19 protein-coding genes are annotated in these 18,624 nt (G+C 71.1%); 10 read left to right on the top strand and 9 right to left on the bottom strand.

The genetic code is table 11. The features are described from left to right. Positions 1 to 2: 2 nt before the first annotated feature. Positions 3 to 662, bottom strand: a complete 660-nt coding sequence (gene lexA / locus ACZ6Z4_RS04030) for a transcriptional repressor LexA (RefSeq protein ID WP_465557898.1) — start codon at positions 660 to 662, stop codon at positions 3 to 5. 75 nt (positions 663 to 737) lie between these two features. Here lexA and ACZ6Z4_RS04035 point away from each other — a divergent pair, with 75 nt between their 5' ends. Then, entirely contained in the window at positions 738 to 1,580 is an 843-nt protein-coding gene (locus tag ACZ6Z4_RS04035; RefSeq protein ID WP_465557900.1) for a phosphotransferase enzyme family protein, read from the top strand. A gap of 29 nt (positions 1,581 to 1,609) precedes the next feature. On the opposite strand, the gene ACZ6Z4_RS04040 is transcribed toward ACZ6Z4_RS04035, so the two are convergent. Together ACZ6Z4_RS04040 and ACZ6Z4_RS04045 are read right to left on the bottom strand one after the other, a co-directional pair. Beyond that, the gene (locus ACZ6Z4_RS04040) at positions 1,610 to 1,993 is read right to left on the bottom strand and encodes a hypothetical protein (RefSeq protein ID WP_465557902.1); all 384 of its coding nucleotides are present in this window, start codon (positions 1,991 to 1,993) and stop codon (positions 1,610 to 1,612) included. A gap of 118 nt (positions 1,994 to 2,111) precedes the next feature. Further along, the gene (locus ACZ6Z4_RS04045; protein WP_363666825.1) at positions 2,112 to 2,393 is read right to left on the bottom strand and encodes a helix-turn-helix domain-containing protein; all 282 of its coding nucleotides are present in this window, start codon (positions 2,391 to 2,393) and stop codon (positions 2,112 to 2,114) included. A gap of 111 nt (positions 2,394 to 2,504) precedes the next feature. Between ACZ6Z4_RS04045 and ACZ6Z4_RS04050 the strand changes: the two genes are divergently transcribed. Both ACZ6Z4_RS04050 and ACZ6Z4_RS04055 read left to right on the top strand, forming a co-directional pair. After that, entirely contained in the window at positions 2,505 to 3,200 is a 696-nt protein-coding gene (locus ACZ6Z4_RS04050) for an alpha/beta hydrolase (RefSeq protein WP_465557904.1), read from the top strand. Positions 3,201 to 3,341: 141 nt separating this feature from the next. Further along, complete coding sequence (locus ACZ6Z4_RS04055) at positions 3,342 to 6,224, top strand: AfsR/SARP family transcriptional regulator (protein ID WP_465557906.1); 2,883 nt, start codon at positions 3,342 to 3,344, stop codon at positions 6,222 to 6,224. Here ACZ6Z4_RS04055 and ACZ6Z4_RS04060 read toward each other — a convergent pair. Continuing rightward, positions 6,221 to 9,013 carry an AfsR/SARP family transcriptional regulator gene (locus tag ACZ6Z4_RS04060; RefSeq protein WP_465557908.1) on the bottom strand — a complete coding sequence of 931 codons (2,793 nt, stop codon included), beginning with the start codon at positions 9,011 to 9,013 and terminating at the stop codon, positions 6,221 to 6,223. The genes ACZ6Z4_RS04055 and ACZ6Z4_RS04060 overlap by 4 nt on opposite strands. 105 nt (positions 9,014 to 9,118) lie before the next feature. Here ACZ6Z4_RS04060 and ACZ6Z4_RS04065 point away from each other — a divergent pair, with 105 nt between their 5' ends. Continuing rightward, complete coding sequence (locus ACZ6Z4_RS04065) at positions 9,119 to 9,886, top strand: TrmH family RNA methyltransferase (protein ID WP_465557910.1); 768 nt, start codon at positions 9,119 to 9,121, stop codon at positions 9,884 to 9,886. Between the two features lie 87 nt (positions 9,887 to 9,973). Here ACZ6Z4_RS04065 and ACZ6Z4_RS04070 read toward each other — a convergent pair whose 3' ends face one another. Next, on the bottom strand, positions 9,974 to 10,135 hold the full coding sequence (locus ACZ6Z4_RS04070; protein WP_465557912.1) for a hypothetical protein: 162 nt from the start codon (positions 10,133 to 10,135) through the stop codon (positions 9,974 to 9,976). A gap of 92 nt (positions 10,136 to 10,227) precedes the next feature. Further along, entirely contained in the window at positions 10,228 to 11,031 is an 804-nt protein-coding gene (locus ACZ6Z4_RS04075) for an alpha/beta fold hydrolase (protein ID WP_465557914.1), read from the bottom strand. A 106-nt stretch (positions 11,032 to 11,137) separates the two neighbouring features. Here ACZ6Z4_RS04075 and ACZ6Z4_RS04080 point away from each other — a divergent pair, with 106 nt between their 5' ends. The 3 genes from ACZ6Z4_RS04080 (at position 11,138) to ACZ6Z4_RS04090 (ending at position 13,307) form a co-directional block, all read left to right on the top strand. Next, positions 11,138 to 12,076, top strand: a complete 939-nt coding sequence (locus tag ACZ6Z4_RS04080; protein ID WP_465557916.1) for a LysR family transcriptional regulator — start codon at positions 11,138 to 11,140, stop codon at positions 12,074 to 12,076. Further along, positions 12,069 to 12,596 carry a molybdenum cofactor biosysynthesis protein gene (locus tag ACZ6Z4_RS04085; protein ID WP_465557918.1) on the top strand — a complete coding sequence of 176 codons (528 nt, stop codon included), beginning with the start codon at positions 12,069 to 12,071 and terminating at the stop codon, positions 12,594 to 12,596. Before ACZ6Z4_RS04080 ends, ACZ6Z4_RS04085 begins: the two co-directional genes overlap by 8 nt. Positions 12,597 to 12,803: 207 nt before the next feature. Then, complete coding sequence (locus ACZ6Z4_RS04090) at positions 12,804 to 13,307, top strand: class E sortase (RefSeq protein ID WP_465557920.1); 504 nt, start codon at positions 12,804 to 12,806, stop codon at positions 13,305 to 13,307. Here the strand turns inward: ACZ6Z4_RS04090 and ACZ6Z4_RS04095 are convergent. Together ACZ6Z4_RS04095 and ACZ6Z4_RS04100 are read right to left on the bottom strand one after the other, a co-directional pair. Further along, positions 13,304 to 13,726 carry a hypothetical protein gene (locus ACZ6Z4_RS04095; RefSeq protein ID WP_465557922.1) on the bottom strand — a complete coding sequence of 141 codons (423 nt, stop codon included), beginning with the start codon at positions 13,724 to 13,726 and terminating at the stop codon, positions 13,304 to 13,306. The genes ACZ6Z4_RS04090 and ACZ6Z4_RS04095 overlap by 4 nt on opposite strands. Continuing rightward, positions 13,723 to 14,457, bottom strand: a complete 735-nt coding sequence (locus ACZ6Z4_RS04100) for an SAM-dependent methyltransferase (RefSeq protein ID WP_465557924.1) — start codon at positions 14,455 to 14,457, stop codon at positions 13,723 to 13,725. The genes ACZ6Z4_RS04095 and ACZ6Z4_RS04100 overlap by 4 nt, the downstream gene beginning before the upstream one ends. Before the next feature lie 84 nt (positions 14,458 to 14,541). Between ACZ6Z4_RS04100 and ACZ6Z4_RS04105 the strand changes: the two genes are divergently transcribed. Further along, entirely contained in the window at positions 14,542 to 14,991 is a 450-nt protein-coding gene (locus tag ACZ6Z4_RS04105) for a GNAT family N-acetyltransferase (protein ID WP_465557926.1), read from the top strand. 27 nt (positions 14,992 to 15,018) lie between these two features. Then, positions 15,019 to 15,831, top strand: coding sequence for a class I SAM-dependent methyltransferase (locus ACZ6Z4_RS04110; RefSeq protein ID WP_465557928.1), 813 nt, complete (start codon positions 15,019 to 15,021; stop codon positions 15,829 to 15,831). On the opposite strand, the gene ACZ6Z4_RS04115 is transcribed toward ACZ6Z4_RS04110, so the two are convergent. Then, positions 15,793 to 16,560, bottom strand: coding sequence for an SDR family NAD(P)-dependent oxidoreductase (locus tag ACZ6Z4_RS04115; RefSeq protein ID WP_465557930.1), 768 nt, complete (start codon positions 16,558 to 16,560; stop codon positions 15,793 to 15,795). The genes ACZ6Z4_RS04110 and ACZ6Z4_RS04115 overlap by 39 nt on opposite strands. 211 nt (positions 16,561 to 16,771) lie before the next feature. On the opposite strand from ACZ6Z4_RS04115, the gene ACZ6Z4_RS04120 reads away from it, so the two are divergent. After that, positions 16,772 to 18,244, top strand: a complete 1,473-nt coding sequence (locus tag ACZ6Z4_RS04120; protein WP_465557932.1) for a neutral zinc metallopeptidase — start codon at positions 16,772 to 16,774, stop codon at positions 18,242 to 18,244. Positions 18,245 to 18,624 lie beyond the last annotated feature (380 nt).

Genomic DNA, 18,624 nt, shown 5'->3' on the forward strand with positions numbered 1-18,624 from the left:
GACTAGACCGTACGCAGCACCGACACGACCACTCCGAGGATGGTGGCGTTGTCGCCGTCGATGACCTCGTACGCCGGGTTTCGGGGCTCCAGGTACACATGGCCGTTGCGGCGCCGGTAGACCTTGACCGTCGCCTCCTCGTCGATCATCGCGGCGACGATCTGGCCGGAGTGCGCCTCGGACTGCTGGCGGACGACGACCATGTCGCCGTCGCAGATCGCCGCGTCGACCATCGACTCACCGCGGACGCGCAGCGCGAAGACCGTGCCGCGGCCGGTCAGGTCGCGGGGGAGGCTGAGCTGCTCGTCGACGTGCTCGATCGCGGAGATCGGCGTACCGGCGGCGATGTCGCCGACGACCGGGACCGACACCGAGTTGTCGGAGGTCGCCGCGGTCGCGTCGTTCTGCAGGAACAGCCGGACGTCGATCGGGCGGGTCACGGAGGCGCCGCGCTGGAGGAAGCCCTTGTCCTCGAGGGCGGCCAGGTGCTTGCCGACCGAGGAGGTCGAGCGCAGGCCGACGGCGTCGCCGATCTGCCGGCTGCTCGGTGAGTAGCCGTGCCGGTTCACCCAGTCCCGGATCACCACGAGGATCTGCTGCTGGCGCTGCGGCAGCAGGTCGGGGGCCAGATGGTCGAACGGGTCGGCGTCGTATGTACTCACCTGCGCAACCCTAGAGTGCCCCACCCCCAAAACCGGCGAGCGGCTCGACCCGCCCGGGCTCGTAGGGTGCGGTGCATGTTGCCGATGGGATTGTCGATGTTGTGGGAGCGGGACGAACCGGAGCAGGCGCTGCGCGAGCGGTTCGGGTTCGAGGGGCTCGACGACGCGGCGGCGTGGGTCGCCCGCGTGCTGCGCGAGGTCTGGGGGATCGAGAGCGCGGTGACCAGCCGGCTGGTGATCAGCAGCCACAACGCGATCGTCTGGGTGGACGGCGACCGCGGGCCCCTGGTGGTGAAGTGGTCGCTGGCCGAGCCCTTGTTCGAGCGGCTGGACGCGACGGCGCGGTTGCTGCGCGTTCTCGACGAGCGCGGGGTTCCGGTGGCGGCGCCGATCCCGGCGCTGGACGGTCGTGAACGGGTCGCGACCGACGGGCCGCTGCGGAAGCTGTCGGTCGCGGTGCTGCCCGAGGTCGACGGCGACTGGCTCGACGTCGACGACGAGGACGCCGTACGGGCGTCCGGTGCGGCGCTCGCCCAGCTGCACGTCGCCCTCACCGGGTACGACGACGACCGCCTCCCGACCAGCGACACCCGCAAGAACGTCCCGGCCGAGCTGCTGCCGCCCGGTGACGCGAAGCAGCTCGTGCACAACGACTTCCGGGCCGCCAACGTGCTGACCCAGGGCTCGAAGGTCGTCGGCGTGCTCGACTTCGACGAGATGACCTGGGGCCACCGCGTCGAGGACCTGGCGCATGCCTCGGTCTACCTCGCAACCCGCTTCACCAACTGGGGCCCGACCACCGACGCCGTACGGCGAACGCTTCGCGACGGCTACGAGTCGGTCCGCCCGCTGACCGCGGCCGAGGCCGGCGTGTACGACGCCCTCGTCGCCTGGCACGACCGCACCGCGGGCTTCTGAAACACTCGATCAGGACCTGAAACGCTGTTTCACAACGGGTGGATCGGGCTGACCTGCTGGGTGTGGATCAGTACGTCGTGCCACTCGGCGAGCGTGCCGCTGAACCGGTGCCACCACCGCAGGTTCTCGGCGGCGCGCGCGTCCCGGTACGCGAGTTGTCCTCGAGGCTGAACGCCTCGTAGAACGACACGATCTGCCGCGCGTGGTGCAGCACCACGGCGTACGAGCGACCGCTGTGCCGCAGCCCGGTGAGCAGCGCCAGCACAGCGCGAGCGTTGCGGATGTACGGCGAGGTGTCGTGTCGAGAAGTGCTCGACGCCGGCGAAGCGGACCTTGCTCCGGTGCGTCGCGTTGTAGCGCCGCAGGTACCGGAACACGTCCTCGACCTCCGAGGAGTGCCAGGCGTCGCTCATCTGCGCGATCAGTGTGCGCAGGTCGCCGCGGTCGGTGGCGCCGAGCGCGGAGGCCGCCGGGTGGGGGCATCGCCCTGGAGGAGGCACCGGCGGTACGTCGTACGGCGTAGAGCTGGAGTCAGCTGACCTTCTGCCGGGCCGTGCCGGGCGTCAGGGTCAGGTGCCGTGGGGGTGGCATTCGTCGGGTCGGGGTGAGCAGGCCCAGCCGCTCGGCGGCGGCCCCGGCCTGGAAGCGGGTTTCGACTCCCAGGACGGAGTACAGGTCCGAGATGCGGCGGGCGAGAGTTCGCGGACCCAGCGACAGCCGTCGGGCGATCGTGGTGTCCGGGAAGCCTTGGGCCATCAGGCGCAGCAGTTGGCGCTGTTCTTCGCGCAGTTCGTTGTCGTAAGCGGTCTCCACGTTTCCAAGACTCCTGGTCGCGAATAGACAGCCGATAGACGTCTGGTCGTCTATCGGGCGTCTACGCGGCAGGCGCAGGCTGGTGCCAGATCGAGCGACGGAGTGGAACAGATGACGATGCCCCACGAGCCAGCCGTTCTGCTGGTGCACGGAGCCTGGCACGGTGCCTGGTGCTGGGAAGAGGTACGCCCCGAGCTGCGGATGCTCGGGGTGGACACCATGGTGGTCGCCCTGCCGAGCACGGGTGACGCCGAGCAGGGCCTGTACGCCGACGCCCGCGCGGTGCGGGCCGCTGTCGACGCCGTGGACCGCCCGGTCGTCGTGGTGGCCCACGGGTACGGCGGGCTGCCGGTGACCGAGGGACTGGCCGGGGCGCCGAACGTGGTGCACCTGGTCTACGCGGCGTCGCCGCTGCTCGGCGAGGGCGAGGCCCGCTGCGCCGTACCGCTGGGAGACGGCCGGCTGGTGATGCCGCCGGAGGACGCGGCCCAGGTGATGTACGGCGACCTGGCGCCGGACGAGGTGGTCCGGGCGGTGGCCCGGCTGCGGCCGCACAGCCTGAGGGCGTTCACCGAGCTGCTGACCCGGGCGGCCTGGCGGGACATCCCGTCGACGCTGGTGCTGGGTGACACCGACCGGAGCCTGTCCGAGGACCTGGTCCAGCGGTCGGTGGCCCGGGCCACCGAGGTCCGCAGGGTGCCGGGCGGGGTGTCGCCGTTCTACTCGGCGCCGGCCGAGCTGGCGGCCATCGTGCACGAGGCGGTGCGCAGGGTCGCGCCGCAGGCTGTGAAGGGGTGTGTCGCCTGAGGAGCGTGAACAGGACGTCTACGCCGCGTTGACATGCTCCTGCCACGCTGGCCCGCCGGCTCGGCCAGGGTGACGTCGCACGTTTCGTGCGGTGTTGCACACTGGCAGTCGCGGGATTTCGACGAGCAGGAGTGGAGGAAGGTGTCAGGGCAGCTGAGGTTCGCCGTACTGGGACCCGTCCGGGCATGGCGGGGAGACCGCGAACTCAAGCTGGGACCGCCGCAGCAGCGCGCCGTCCTGGCGGTGCTGCTGCTCCGGGAGAACGCCCAGGTCTCGGTGTCGGACATCATCGACGCGCTCTGGGCCGACGACATGCCGAGCTCGGCCGAGCACGTCATCCGCAGCTACATCTACCGGCTGCGCAAGGTGCTGGGAGCCGTCGACAGCGCTGATGTGGGTAGTTCCGGCGGTGTGGGTAGTTCGGTGATCGCCTCGGTCGGTCATGGGTACCTGCTGGCCACCGGGCCGGACTCGCTGGACCTGGCGACGTTCCGCGAGGGGCTGAGCACCGCGCAGGAGGCGACCCGGGCGGGTGAGCACGCCAAGGCCGTGATGCTGCTGGACGACGCGCTCGGGCTCTGGCGCGGCTCCGCGCTGGCCGGCGTACCGGGGGAGTTCGCGGAGACCCAGCGGATCCACCTGGACCAGCTGCGGCTGACCGCGCTGGAGGCGAAGGCGGTCGCTCAGGTCGAGGCCGGTGCTTACGGCGACGCCGAGGTGCTGCTGGACCAGCTGACCGCGGAGCACCCGCTGAACGAGCGGTTCCGGGAACTCCGGATGCTGGCCCTCTACCGGTACGGCCGGCAGTCGGACGCGCTGAACGTGTACCGGCAGACGCAGGACCTGCTGGCCGAGGAGCTGGGGGTCGACCCGGGCCCGGGGCTGCGGGCTCTGCACGAGCGCATCCTGCGCGGTGACCCGACGCTGCTGCCCAGCCGCCCGTTCGTCGCCCCGGTGGTGCCGGAGGAGCGCGAGCCGGCGGAGGCTGCCGCCGCTGTCGTCGTCGAGGAGCAGGTGGACGGCGCCGTGCGGCCGGTGCAGCTGCCCGCTGGTCTGCGTGGGTTCGTCGGGCGTCAGGGCGAGCTGAAGCGCGCCGAGGGGTTCCTGGAGTGCGACGAGACGGAGTCGGTCGTCGTCGTGACCGGCATGGCCGGTGTCGGGAAGACGGCGTTCGCTGTGCACTGGGCGCACCGGATCGCCGACCGGTTCCCGGACGGCCAGATCTACCTGAACCTGCGCGGCTTCGACCCGGCCCGGCCGACGCTGACCGTGCAGGAGGCGCTGACGGCGCTCTTCGACTCGCTCGGCGTCCGCGCCTCGAACCTGCCGAACGACGTGGACCGCCAGGCGGCGTACCTGCGCAGTCTGGTCGCCGGCAAGCGGCTGCTGATCCTGCTGGACAACGTGCGTGATGCCGAGCAGGTCCGCCCGTTGCTGCCCGGTGGCAAGACCTGTCTGGTCATCGTGACCAGCCGCAACCAGCTGCGCGGCCTCAGCGTGCACGACGGCGCCGGGATGATCGAGCTGGACGTGCTGTCGTCGCAGGACGCGCTGCACCTGCTGGACCGCCGGCTCGGTCCGGCCCACCTGCAGGACAGCACTGAGCTGGCGGAGATCGCCGAGCGCTGTGGCCGCCTGCCGCTGGCCATCGCCGTCGTTGCTGCCCGGGTCGCTACCGCTCCGCACTTCCCGCTGTCGGCTGCGCTGGCCGAGCTGCGCGACCAGCAGGGAGTGCTGGACGCCTTCATGGACGTGGACGCCGTGGTGGACGTCCGCTCGGTCTTCTCCTGGTCGCTGCAGGCAGTGTCCGAGCCGGCGGCCGAGCTGTTCCAGCTGATGGCTCTCCACCGCGCGATGTCCTGCGACGAGTCAGCGGCTGCGAGCCTGATCGGCCGGCCACTACCGCTGGTACGCCGCCTGCTCGGCGAGCTGCTCACCGCCAATCTGGTCTTCGCCGGCGAGCCCGGCCGGTACATGTACCACGACCTCGTCCGCCTGTACGCCGCCGAGCTGGCCGCCGACCTGCCGGCCGGCCTGCGCCGGGCCGCGATCCACCGGCTGCTCGACCACTACACGACCAGCGCCCAGAACGCCGACTTCACGATCAACCCGCACCGCCCGCAGGTCGACCCGATCGAGCCGCTGGACGGCGTCGTCGTCCTGGAGAGCACGAGCTACGACGAGGCCTTCGGCTGGTTCGCCACCGAGCACGAGCCGTTGCTGGCGGCAATGAGCCTGGCGGTGGACGAGGGCTTCGACGAGCACGTCTGGCGGCTCGCCCGGGTGCTCGACACGTTCCTCTACCGAACCGGTCGCTGGCGGCAGTCGCTGGCCTCGGACGAGACCGGTCTGGCCGCTGCCGACCGGCTCGGCGACCGGGTGCTGCAGGCGCGCTTCCACACCAGCCTGGGCCGCGGTCACGTCCGCCTCAAGCAGTACCAGGAGGCGCACGCGCACCTCGTGCAGGCGATCGCCATGTTCGAGGAGGAGGGCGAGATCGACCGGGCCGCCAGCGGGTACGCCACGCTGGCCACGCTCGCCTCCGACCGTGGCGACGCGCACGAGGCGATCCGGCTGTACCGGCAGGCGCTGGAGCTGACCGAGGAGCCGGTGGTCCGGGCGATGGCGATCAACAACCTCGGCAACGCCTACTCGCGGCTCGGCGATCACGGCCAGGCGCTGACCCTGTCGCTGGAGTCGCTGCGGCTGTGGGGCGAGGTCGGCGACCGGCACGGCGAGGCGAACGCCTGGGACAGCGTCGGGCACGCGCACCAGATGCTCGGTCACCAGGCCAAGGCGGTCCGCGCGTACCGGCACTCGATCGCGATGTTCGCCGAGCTGGGCGACCAGGTGAACGAGGCGACCACGCTGATCAACCTGGGCGACAGCCTGATCGCCGCCGACAACCCGGACGGCGCGCGGGACGCGTGGACGCATGCGCTGGAGTTGTTGGCCGGGCTGGACGACGCGGCCGCGGCGAAGGTCCGGGAGCGGCTCTCGGACCACCTGAACGTCGAGTCCTAGCTGATCCGCAGCGGTCCTGGTGTCGGCCACAGGTTGCCGCCTACGGCCAGGTCCTCCAGCCGTGACCTCAGTACGTCGGCCGCTGGGTCGCCCAGGTCGTCGAGGATGCCCAGCGCCTCCAGCCAGACCCGGTCCGCCTCGGCCCGGCGACCTGTTGCCAGCAGCAGGTCGCCGAGCTGCTCCAGCGCTGCTGCCTGGTACGCGTGATCGCCCATGGCGGTGCGGATCTCGACCGCAGCGCGGGCCGCGTCGATCGCCGGTTCGTGCTCGCCGAGCCGTCCCCACCCGGTCGCCAGCAGCTGCAGCGCACCGGCCTCGGCCCGGCGCTGCCCGACCTCGCGGAACAGCGCACCGGCCTCCGCGCCGACCACCACCGCCTCGTCGTACTTGCCTAGGGCAAGCAATGTGAGCGCGACCTGGTACGCCGACTTGGCGGTGTTGCCGGGCTGGCCGGTGGCCTTGTCGGTGACCTGCGCCGAGCTGCCGTAGGCCAGAGCCTCGGTGTAGCGGCCGGCGTCCAGGCAGACCGCCGACAGGTTCCGGAGCGTCGCTGCCTGACCGGACGGGTCGCCGACCTGCTGGAACAGCTTCAGCGCCTCCAGCTGTTCAGCGATGGCCTCCTCCTGGCGACCGGCACCCCGGTGCGCGCCGCCGATGCCGGAGTGGCCGTGAGCCTGGCCGATCAGGTTGCCGGCGCGCTCTGCCGCGCGCAGCCCGGCCTGCTGGATCTCCAGCAGGTCCTGCCAGTTGTTGCCGCGGTGTGGACCGACCCAGCTGGCGTACGCGAACCGCCAGCACAGATCGTCGAACCCGTGGTCGACAGCGAGCTTCGCCACTGCGACCAGGTTGCGCCCTTCGGTCTCGTGCCAGGCCAGCGCGGACCTGGCGTCCTCGATGGTGTCCGGCTCACTCAGGCCGGCGGGGAAGTCGATGGCGGGCTCACCGGCCTGCAGCCAGGGCCGCGCGGCGACGGCGGTCTGCAGGTAGTTGTCGACCAGCCGGCGCAGTGCGGCCGCCCGCAGCTCGGGTGGGTCGAACCGCTCGGCCAGCTCAGCGGCGTACGTGCGCATCAGGTCGTGCAGCTCGTAGCGGCCGGGACGGCGGTTCATCAGCTGGCTCGTGTCGACCAGTTGGTCGAGCAGGCGAACGGTCTGCGCCTGGGAGAGCCCAGCGAGTGCAGCTGCGGCCGGTACGCCGATGTCGGCGCCCGGGAAGATGCCCAGCAGTCGCAGCAACGTGGCCGCGTCCGGCGAGAGCGCGTGGTACGACCAGGAGAAGACGCTGCGGATGTCCGTGCTCGGGTCGTCGCCGCTGCCGAGGAAGTCGAGCTGGTCGCGCTCGCCGGACAGCTCGGTGACGAGGTCGTCGAGCCGGGCGTCGGGGGACCTGGTCGCTCGCTCGGCGGCGATCACCAGTGCGAGCGGGAGCCCGTTGCACCGGCGTACTAGGTCGTTGACGGCGGTGGGAGCGAGCCGGGCCCGGTCGCCGATGATGCGGGTCAGGAGCTCGGCGCCTTCGGTGCTGGGGAGCTGCTCGAGCGTGAGGCGGCTGGCGCCTTCGCGGACGACCAGGCCGCGCAGTTGGGTGCGGCTGGTGATCAGGACGAGGCTGCCCGAACCAGGGAGCAGTGGACGGACCTGCGTCGCGTCAGCGGCGTTGTCGAGGAGCAGGAGCATCCGCTTGCCGGCCAGCACGGTCCGGAGCAGGGCTGAGCGGCCGTCCAGGTCGGTGGGGATCTGCTGGTCGGTGATGCCGAGCGAGCGCAGTACGGTCTCGATGGCCATCGCGGAGTCGAGCGGGTGGCCCTGGCCGTGGCCGCGCAGGTTGAGGTAGAGCTGGCCGTCCGGGAACTGGTGCTTGACGCTGTGCGCCCAGTGGACGGCCAGTGCGGTCTTGCCGACTCCACCCGGGCCGTCGAGCGCCACGATGACCACTGGTGGCTGGGCGGTCGTGGGGACGAGCGTGTCGAGTACGGCGAGGTCTGCCGCGCGTCCGGTGAAGCGGGTGATGTCGGTGGGCAGCTGACGCGGCCGGTGGTGCTCACGGCGGCGACGGGTGGTCCGGGGCTCGCCGCTGTTCAGCACTTCGTCGTACAGGCGGCGGAGCTCGGGTCCTGGATCGACACCGAGCTCGTCGGCCAGGTAGGTGCGGATGCGGTGGTAGACGTGCAGCGCCTCGGCCTGGTGACCGGACCGGAACTGCGCCTGCATCAGCAGTACGGCGAGCCGCTCGCGGGCCGGGTAGCGGCGGGCCAGCGTCGTCAGCTGCGGCACGATCTCCGCGTGCCGGCCCAGCTCCAGCTGGTCGGTGGCCAGCATCTCGATCGCCCGGAGCCGCTCCTCGGTGAGCGCTGGCGCGTGGTCCCGGACCAGCGCCGACGGTGGGAGCCCGCTGAGCGGCTCACCACGCCACTGCGCCAGGGCATTGCGGAGCAGCTCTACCCGGGCTGCCACGTCCCCCTCCCGTGCGGCGTCCTCCACACCGCTCCGGAACTGCAGGAGGTCCAGCTGCTCCGGGGAGATGGTGATGCGGTAGCCGTGCGGCTCGGTACTGATCTGATCGCGGCAGCCGGCCAGTGCTGACCGCAGGCGGGACACGGTGGTCTGCAGCGCGGCGTCAGGGTTGGCCGGGAGATCCGCCTCCCACAGGGCGTCGACCAGGTCGTTGCGGGACACCGTGCTGTTCGCGCGCAGCAGCAGCGCGGCCAGGACGAGGCGTCCGCGGCCCGGCGGCACGACGTTGCGCTCCGCCACCACCGCCTCGACCGGCCCGAGCAGGTGAAACCTCATCGCTTCACGATCCCCCAGATAGCCCGCGCTGACGAGGACACAGATGCGCGCGCCCCCGTCGAAGGTTGGCTCGGGCACCGGGGCGGCGGCGGATAAGGTGGCTCGGTGAGTCGGCGGACAGAAGGTGCAGACCGGGCGGAGCTGTCGCCCCGGGACAAGTGGATCACGATCTTCGGGCGCAAACCGGTGCTCGAGGCGCTGAACGACCCCGCGCTGACCGTCGCCAAGGTGGTCGTCGCCGACAACGCCGGCGGCGAGTCGCTGGACGAGATCCTGTCCACCGCCCGCCGGGTCGGTACGCCGGTCGAGCGCGCCACCGCGAGCCGGGTGAAGTGGCTGGCCGGCAACGGCAAGCAGGACCAGGGCGTCGTCGCCGACGTCGACGCGCCCCGGATGACCCCGCTGCAGAACTTCCTGCGCTCGCGCGGTCGCCGTCCGACCAAGGTCTTCCTGCTGGACGGCGTGACGAACCCGGGCAACGTCGGGATGATCCTGCGGACCGCCACCGGCGCGGGCTTCGACGGCGTCGTCCTGCCCCGGGCCGGGACGCCGCACGTCGGGCCGCTGGTGATCAAGGCGTCCGCCGGCGTCGCCTTCTCCGCGCCGATCGTGAACGCGCCGACGGCGCCCGGAGCGGTCGACGCGTTCCGCGAGGCGGGGTACGAGATCTACGGACTGTCGGCGCGGTCGCAGCGCTCGCTGTTCCGCACCGAGCTGGCCGACCGGGCGGTCTTCGTGCTCGGCGGGGAGACGCACGGGATCAAGGTCCGGACCGACACCGACCTGAAGATCCCGCTCTTCAACGGCGTCGAGTCCCTGAATGTCGCGGTCGCGGCGGCCGTGGTGGCCTTCGAGGTAGCCAACCGCCGCTGACCGGCCTACGCTGTGTGGTTCAGCTCACACGCATGCGGGGGTGCCCAGGTGGGCACCTCCGGGGTGCACCAGTCACGACGGTGAACTTCAGACGCCGGCGCGAGTGCGGCCAGTGCGGCGGGCCGGGTCTCGGCCGGCGTCTTTCCCGTCCCGGGTGACCTGGTGCAGGTGCGGGCAGCAGGCGCCACCGCAGAACCGGTAGTGCTTGGGACTGCACCACGGCTTGCACTCGACGGGTTCGCTGGTCATCCCTCCAACTGTTACCGCGAGTTTCCCCGTACGGCGGGCAGGCGCGCCGGGGAAGCGCGTTCCCCCGGCTGCCCGCTGCCCGCTGCCCGGTGTCAGCGGTGCAGCTCCCGCAGTACGTCGCGCAGAACCTTGGCGAACGCCTCCGGCTGCTCGGCGAACCCGGTGTGGTCCCCGGGGAACACCGTCGGCTCCACCGCGAGCTCCTGCCCCAGCCGGTGACAGGTCCGGTCGCACAGCTGCCCACCGGACTCCTCTCCGAGCCCGATCACCACGTTCCGCGAGCGCAGCACCGCGATCTCCGGCATCCAGTGCGTGCTCGCCCGCAGCTCGTGCGCGAACCAGAACCGCTCGTCAGCGACCGCCTGCGGCTCCCGCTCACCCCCGAACCACTGCTCCAGCGCCTCGTCCGTCACCTGCAGGTTCGCCTGGTCCATGAACATCCGCCACGCACCGAGCACGTCCCCGCTCAGGTACGTCGCGCACATCTCGTCCGTCTCGGCGTGCACGCGCGCAGCGTCGTCGAGCAGCCCGACGATCGGCGGCTCGTGCGCGATCACGGCAGCGACCTGCTCCGGGTGCGCCTCAGCCAGCGCGAGCACCGACACCGCCCCACCACTGGACCCGAAGGCCACCGCCGGCCCGGCGTCGGCGTGGGCGATCAACCTGGACAGGTCATCGGCGCGCTGCTGCGGCGTCGAGTCCTGGTCGCGGTCCGCGACCGAGCTCCGGTTGATCGCCCGCGGATCCGCCGTGAGCACGGTGTAGTCGGTGGCCAGCAGGTCGGCGAGCGGCTCGAACGAGCGGGCGTCCATCGGCGCACCCGCCAGGACGACGAGCGGCCCGCTGCCGCGCAGTTCGTAGTACAGGTTCGCGGTGGGAACGGTGAGGATCGGCATCGGGAGTCTCCTAAGGTCTGGTGACTTCGACGATGCCGCAGGGTGCGGCCTGGACTCCAACACCTGATCCTGGCCGATTAACACTCCAGCTGTGTTAACTGGTGTCGTGCCCGACGAGTTGGAGATCCGACTGCTGCGCTACTTCGTCGCGGTCGCCGAGGAGCTGCACTTCAGCCGTGCCGCCGAGAAGCTGTACGTCGCGCAGCAGGCGCTCAGCCGGGACATCCAGCGGCTGGAGGAGCGGGCCGGTGTACGGCTGCTGGACCGCACCACCCGCCGGGTGACCCTGACCCCGGCTGGGAAGACGCTGCTCGACCGCGCCCGGCAGCTGATCGCGCTGCACGACTCCACCGTGCTGGAGCTGCGTGGAGAGGCACGCTCGCTGACAGTGGACGTTGTCGGGCCTGGGCTGACTCCTGCGCTCGTGCTGGCCGAGGCGCGGCGGCTGGCGCCGGAGGTGGAGTTCTTCGCTCGCTTCCACACCGGTGGAGAGTCCGCAGCGCCGCACCTGTTGGCAGAGCGGCTCGACGTCACGTTCGGCCGCCTCACTGGCTCGTACGCCGAGCTGGAGCGTCGCGATGTACGACGGGAGCCGCTGACCGTGCTGCTGCCTGTCGGGCACCCGCTTGCATCGCTCGACGCCGTACCGGTCGGTGAGCTGGGCAGGGCTGGGGTGTGCTTCCGCGCTGGGGACCACGTGACGGCCGGGTGGGAGCACGCCGTACTGCAACTGCTGGGACCGCTGGGGATCGAGGCAGGTGGCGCGCATCCGCATGTGCTCGGTGCTGATGAGGTGGCGCAACACCTGCGCGACCGGAACGCGCCGATCCTGGCGCTGACTACGCAGCCGCGGGTGCCGGGGTCGGTGGTGCGGCCTGTGGTCGAGCCCGTCGCGCTGTACCCGTGGGCGATGTACTGGCGGCGGGAGACTTCGCACCCCGGGCTGGTCGCGCTGCATGCTGCGGTGGATCGCCTGTCATCGGTGGAGGGCTGGCTGGATCAGCCGGAGGGAGCTTGGCTGCCGCGGCCTGAGTCGGGTGACTGACGTGGAGATCGTCGGGCTGCTGGTGTCGCCGGTGCACGCGTTCGAGGGGCGGCCGCAGGACGGGCCGCGGGTCGATCCGCTGGACGGGGTAGTGGACCGGGTGGTCGTGCGGGCCGGGCTGGGGCTGGTAGGGGACCGGTACTTCAACCAGGCGGTGCATCGGAACGCGTCGGTGACGTTCTTCGCGGTGGAGAGTCTGGAGACGCTGGCGGGCGGGCTCGGGCTGGATCCGCATCTGCTGCGGCGCAACGTGGTGCTGCGGGGATTCCCGATCGACACGCTCGCGGCCCGGCGCCTGGCTGACGGGACGCGCGAGGACGGACAGGTGTTCTCTCTCGACTCCGGGTCCGGGCCGGTGCGGTTCCGGGCGCATCGGCCGGCGAATCCGTGCGCGTGGATGGATGTGGTCGTCGGCGCGGGGGCGTTCAAGGGGCTGCGCGGGCACGGTGGGGTGCGGTGCGAGCCGCTGGACGACGGGGAGTTGCGGGTGGGACCGGCGGTGCTCGAGGTGCTCGGCTAGCGCTGGTTTCGGCGGGCTTTCGGTCGGCGGGGTTAGCGTTTTCGGATGGTGAGGTGGGCGTCCGGGGTGCTGCTGGCTGGGGTGCTGGTGGGGTGCTCGGATGTCGCGGGGGAGGCGCCTCCTGTTGCTTCACCTACGGTTGCTGCTCCCACTCCAACACCGACTAGGACTCCGTCCCCGACACCAACGCCGACGGTACGGCGTACGGTGCAGGCGGTCCTGCGGATCCCCGCGCTCGGCAAGACCCTGCGCGTCGTCCCGTACACCGGTACCGCCGACGACCGCCCCGGCACCGTGATCCAGAACCGCGGCGTCGCCGCCTCGCCCCGCGGCGCCCGCGGCGGAGTCGGGCCCGGCGAGATCGGCAACTACATCGTCACCGCGCACCGGACCACGCACGGCCGCCCGTTCGGCCGCGTGCCCGCGCTGAAGAACGGCGACCACGTGCTGGTCGCCGCGAACGGGATGATCTACGACTACGTGATCGACCGCACGATGACGATCTCGTTCCGCAAGCCCGCCGAGCTCGCCCGGCAGAACGCGGCCGTACCGGGCCGGCCGGGAGCCAGGGCGACACAGGCCAAGATCACGTTGAGCACCTGCGCCACCCCGGAAGACCATGCCCAGGGCAACTACTGGAAGGACGCGCTGGGCAACCCCGAGCACCGGATCAACAAGATCGGCACCCTCGTCGCGACGCGACCTGGTTAGGCGCGGCCGAACTTCCACCACTTCGGCTTGTTCGCCTTGATCTCTTCCTCGGTCAGCGGCGGCGGCACCGGCGGCCGCGACTCCTCGGTGAGGAAGTCGCCCGACTCGGTGTCGTACGGCGTCGCGCCGAGCCGGCGGCTGATCTCCATCACCAACGGGATCGACCCGGGGCCGTCGTTCAGGTAGAAGGTGATGTCCCGGACGTCGATCCCCTTGCCGATGGTCAGCTCGACGTCGTGGTCGTCGTCCTTCAGCACCAGCCACGACCGCTTGGTGGCGTCCACGCCCGGGTAGACCTCGCGGACGATCTCGACCACCTCGTCCGCGGTCCCCAGCGACGGTGGCGCGTAGTCCTCCGGCAACTCGTCCAGCCGGCGGACACCACCCGGTCCTCGCAACGCGTAGATAGCCCAGCTCATGCCCCCACAGTACGGGCGGTGACCAGCGCGAACGTCAGGTACTCACCTTTGTCCTGCTCCAGCATCTCCAGCGCGGGGTCCGGCGCACCGCGGTGCTCGCCGCAAGCCTGCGCCCAGGCGAGCCAGTCCTGCCAGCCCGACTCCTGCAGCCGCGCCGACGTGACCTCGACCAGCTCGGTGATCTCCCAGTGGAACCGCCACCAGTCCGCGGTGTGCCAGGCGATCGCCTCCCAGCCGACCAGCTTCTTGATGTGCTCCGGGATGTGCCCGATCTCGCGGACCTCGCGGCGCAGCGCCGGGGTCGCGACGCCGAGCTGGCCGCCGGGCTTGAGGAAAGCGGTCAGGTAGGCGAGGTAGCCGTCCGCCGTACCGAAGTACTCGTAGGCGTCGACGCAGACGATCGCGTCGAAGAACCCGCGCGCGAACGGCAGCGCGTGCGCCTCGGCCTTGAGCGCGGTGATGTCGAGCCCGGCGAAGTTCGCGGCGGCCTCGCTCGGGTCGATCCACAGGTCCGCGGCCCAGACCTGGACGCCGTACTCCTTGGCCAGGAACACGCTGGTCGCGCCCTTGCCGGACCCGAGGTCGAGGACCCGCATACCCGGTTTCAGGTCGAGGTCCCGGGCCAGGTCCTCGAGCAGCCAGAGCGGGTGCGGGCCCATGTCGTTCGCGATCACCCACTCGGCGTCGTACTTGGAGGACAGCGGGTACTCGGGCCGGTTCAGCAACTCCATCCGACTACCCAACGACGATCGTCTCCGCGGCCGCAAGTTTTTTACCGGCTTGTGACAGTGCGGCCGTCCGGGCAGCATCAGGGGATGCGGATGGAGGCGATGGACGCGGCCGGGCTTTCGCAGGTCGAGCGGTGGCTGGCGGCCGACCCGGTGGGCGGTGCGATCTTCGGCGGCTTCTACGGTGCCGCCGTACGGCGCTGGACGCCGTTGCTCGAAGCCCCGACCCGCTTCGGCCGGCTTGTTTCCACCGAGGGCGGACCGATCGGTTTCGCCGACGTCGAGATCCTCGACGACGAGGCCGAGATCGTCTTCTACGTCGCTCCCTCGTATCGCGGCCAGGGCTTGGCGCACCAGCTCCTCGCCGAGATCGTCGCGCTGGCTCGCGCTCAAGGCGCGAAGTCCCTGCACGCCTCCGTCGAGCCGGCCAACGCCGCGAGCCTCGCGACCCTGAAGGCCGCCGGTTTCACCAACCACGGTGAGGACGAGTACGGCGACGTGGAGCTCACGCTCGCGGTGGAAAACCAGGTGCCCTGAGCGCGATCGCCTCACCATGATGGCCGGATGGACCCGACCATCGAGAACTTCTACCGCGACCGGTACGTCGAACACGACCGCCTCACCCGCAGCGGGCACGGGCAGCTGGAGTTCCTGCGCACGCAGGAGCTGATCCGGCGCCACCTGCCGAAGCCGCCCGCCCGGGTGCTGGACGTCGGCGGAGCTACCGGCGTACATGCGAGCTGGTTGGCCGCTGATGGCTACGAGGTCGAGCTGGTCGACCCGATGGAGGAGCACGTCACGCAGGCCTTGCAGCGTGGGGGTTTCGCGGCGTCGGTCGGTGATGCGAGGGCGCTGACGCAGGCCGACGACAGCGTCGACGTGACGCTGCTGCTCGGGCCGCTCTACCACTTGGTCGAGGCCGCGGATCGCTTGCAGGCTTTGCGCGAGGCCCGCCGGGTGACGCGTCCGGGCGGGCTGGTGATCGCCGTCGGGATCAGTCGCTACGCCGGTTTGCTCGAGTGGGGGAACAACGGCCGGCTGACTGTGGACAAGCTGCCGGTGTTCGCCGGGCTGTTGTCCACAGGCTTGCATTTCGACGACCCGAACGGGTTCACGACCGCGTACTTTCACTGTGTCGGCGAACTCAGCGAGGAGTTCGCGGCCGCAGGGCTGGTGGAGATCGCGGAGTTCGGTGTGGAAGGGCCGGCCGCGCACACCCTGGAGAACGCCGTCGGCGCCGAGATCGATCGGCTGATGCCTGCGGCGGTGACGTTGGCGCGATTCGTGGAGGTGGATCCGGTGATGGTGGCGAGCAGCCTCCACTACCTGGCAGTCGGACTAGTAGACGGAGTAGCCACCGTCGATCAGGAGAACTGAACCGGTCATGAAGGAGCTCGCCGGGCTGGCGAGGTAGACGACGGAGGGGGCGATCTCATCAGGAGTCGCGTAGCGCTGTTGCGGGGCGTCGAGAATCCAGTTCTGGCGGAACTCGGGGCGGTCGACCGGAGCCATGTCGGTCTTCACGTAACCCGGAGCGATCGCGTTGACACGGATGTTGTGCGGCGCCCACTCCGCGGCCAGGCTGCGGGTGAGGTGGTGCACGGCCGCCTTGGAGGCGTTGTACGACGCCTGCCACTGCGGGCGGTTCACGATCTGCGCGGACATGCTGCCCACGTTGACGATCACGCCACCGCCGGCCGCGATCATGCCGCGGGCAACCGCCGTACTGGTGTTCCACAGCGCGGTCAGGTTGAGGTCGATGACCTGCTGCCACTCGTCGTCGGGGACCTCCAGCGCCGGCCGGTGGATCGCGATGCCCGCGTTGTTGACCAGGACATCGATCCCGCCGAGCTCGGCGGTGACCTGGTCGACCATCGCGGTGACGTCCTCGCGCCGGGTGATGTCGGCGGTGACCGCCAGCCCGCGGCGGCCGCGCTCGGCGATCTCGCCGACGACACGGTCGTTGCGGTCGGTGTCCCGCCCGGCGATCGCGACGTCCGCGCCCGCTTCGGCCAGCGCGAGCGCGAACGCCCGCCCGAGCCCGCGGTTCCCACCGGTCACCAGGACCCGGCGGCCGTTCAGCCCGAAAGTGTCCAGCACGCTCATCCGGTACTCCGTTACGTCGACGGCGGGGTGACTCAGCGTAGGACACGCGGCGGGAGGTCGCGGATCGATGTCAATAGCTGCAATCCGGTACGCCGCCGGGCAGCCGAGGAAGTAACATCATCCGGCGGTTCGGGCCAGGGGGTGGTCATCGGCGCCGCGACACTTTCGGGCGGCCTGCAAGCGCCGCAACCTGGGGAGAAGCAGCACAAGCATGTCCAACGACCAGACACCCAAGCCCGGCCACTTCCTGCCCGGCGGCGCCGGCGACCAAGCGTCGAAGCCCGGCCAGTCCCTGCCGGTCGACCAGGCGCCCAGGCCCGGGCACTTCCTGCCCGGCGGCGCGGGCGACCAGGCCGCCCCGACGCCCCCGATCGCGGACTCGGAGGCAGCGGCGGCACGCTTCGGCGCGCCTTCCGCGGAGCCGAGCGGGGACGGGACGACTGCGCCCGCGACGACTTCCGCCGGGGCGGCTGCGCCCGCGACGACTGCGCCCGCGACGACTGCGCCCGGAGCGACTGGGCCCGGGACGACTGCGCCTGGGGCGGCTGGGCCCGGGACGACGGCGCCTGGGGCGGCTGGGCATGGGACGGCTGCGCCTGGGGCGGCTGGGCCCGGGTTGACGCCGCTCGCGGCGCCCACGCCGCGGCTCGGCGCGAACGCCCCGGACGGGCCTCCGCAGCTGCACGGCTCCCGGATCGGCCCGCCCCCGCCGGGCGACGCCGCGGTCGCCGCGTTCAACGCCCGCTACCGGCCGGAGCCGATCCCGTTCGTCCCGAAGAAGCGCTCCAAGCTCCTCATCGCCGGCGGCGTCGCGGGCGCGCTGGTGCTGGTCGCCGGGATCGCCTTCGGCGGCATGAAGCTGCTGGCGTCGTACGACGACTACGTCGCGAACCCGGTCGGCAAGCCCTCCGTCCGCGGCACCGACGAGCCGGTGAACGTGAAACCGTCCGGTGAGGCGACCTCCGACGCCGCGATGACCGCGCAGAACAAGCTCTACACGACCGGCAAACTGAAGCCGGTCGGCTGCAAGGAGCCGGCGTACCAGCCGACCACCAAGGAGAACGTCCGCGCGTACTACGACGCCCTGCTCGGCTGCCTGAACAAGGCCTGGGAGCCGGTCGTCCGCGCGGCCGGTTACGAGTTCAAGGCCCCGAAGCTGGTGATCTTCGACCAGGGCCAGGAAACCGCCTGCGGCGTCCACGACGACACTCTCGACACCTACTGCCCCGACGGCGACGGCGTACTGGCGATGAGCTGGGAGGACTGGCCCGAGGACTACCAGAACAACCGCCCCCTGGCCCGCGTCGACCTGGCCAACAACCTCGGCTACATCTACGGCCTGCACGTCCAGTGGCTCACCGGCATCTACACAGCCGCAGGCTCGATGGGCGACACAGCACCCACCGAGTCCGCCAAACTGGAACTGGACCGCCGCCAGGCCCTCCAGGCCTCCTGCCTCTCCGCAGCCTTCCTGGGAACAGAAAAGTCCACCTTCCCCCTGCGAGGCGACCTCCTCAAGGAATACCAGTGGCGCACCGCCCACAGCGGCGACGAGGGCACGAAGACCAAGGTCCGCGACCACGGCTCCCGCAAGAGCACCGCGGACTGGATGACCAGGGGCTTCTCCACCGGCAACCCAGGCGCCTGCAACACTTTCACAGCGCCCCCCGCCAAGGTCAGCTGACGCGAGAAGACTGGGACCCAGATGAGCAACGCCGCCCCACCCCCCAGCGAGCCCACCCCAGAACCCCCCACCGCTGCCCCCGAGCCGAACGCACTCCCCAGCACGCCCACCCCACAGCCGAACACCCTCCCGAGCGAGTCCACCTCGGGCCAGTTCCTCGCAGGCAAAGCCGAGACCGGTCCGCAGCCCAACGCGCTCCCCAGCACGTCGCCCCCACAGCCGGATGCGCTCTCCAGCGCATCCACTCCGCAGACCTCCGCCCCCGACGGCGAAGCCGGGTCGGATGCGCTCCACAGCGGGTCCGCTCCTGAGCAGTTCCTCGCTGCCGCCGACGCCGAGCCCAATCCGCGGCCGGGCGCGTTCCCCAACACCTCCACTCC

The sequence above is a fragment of the Kribbella sp. NPDC104740 genome (assembly GCF_055583505.1).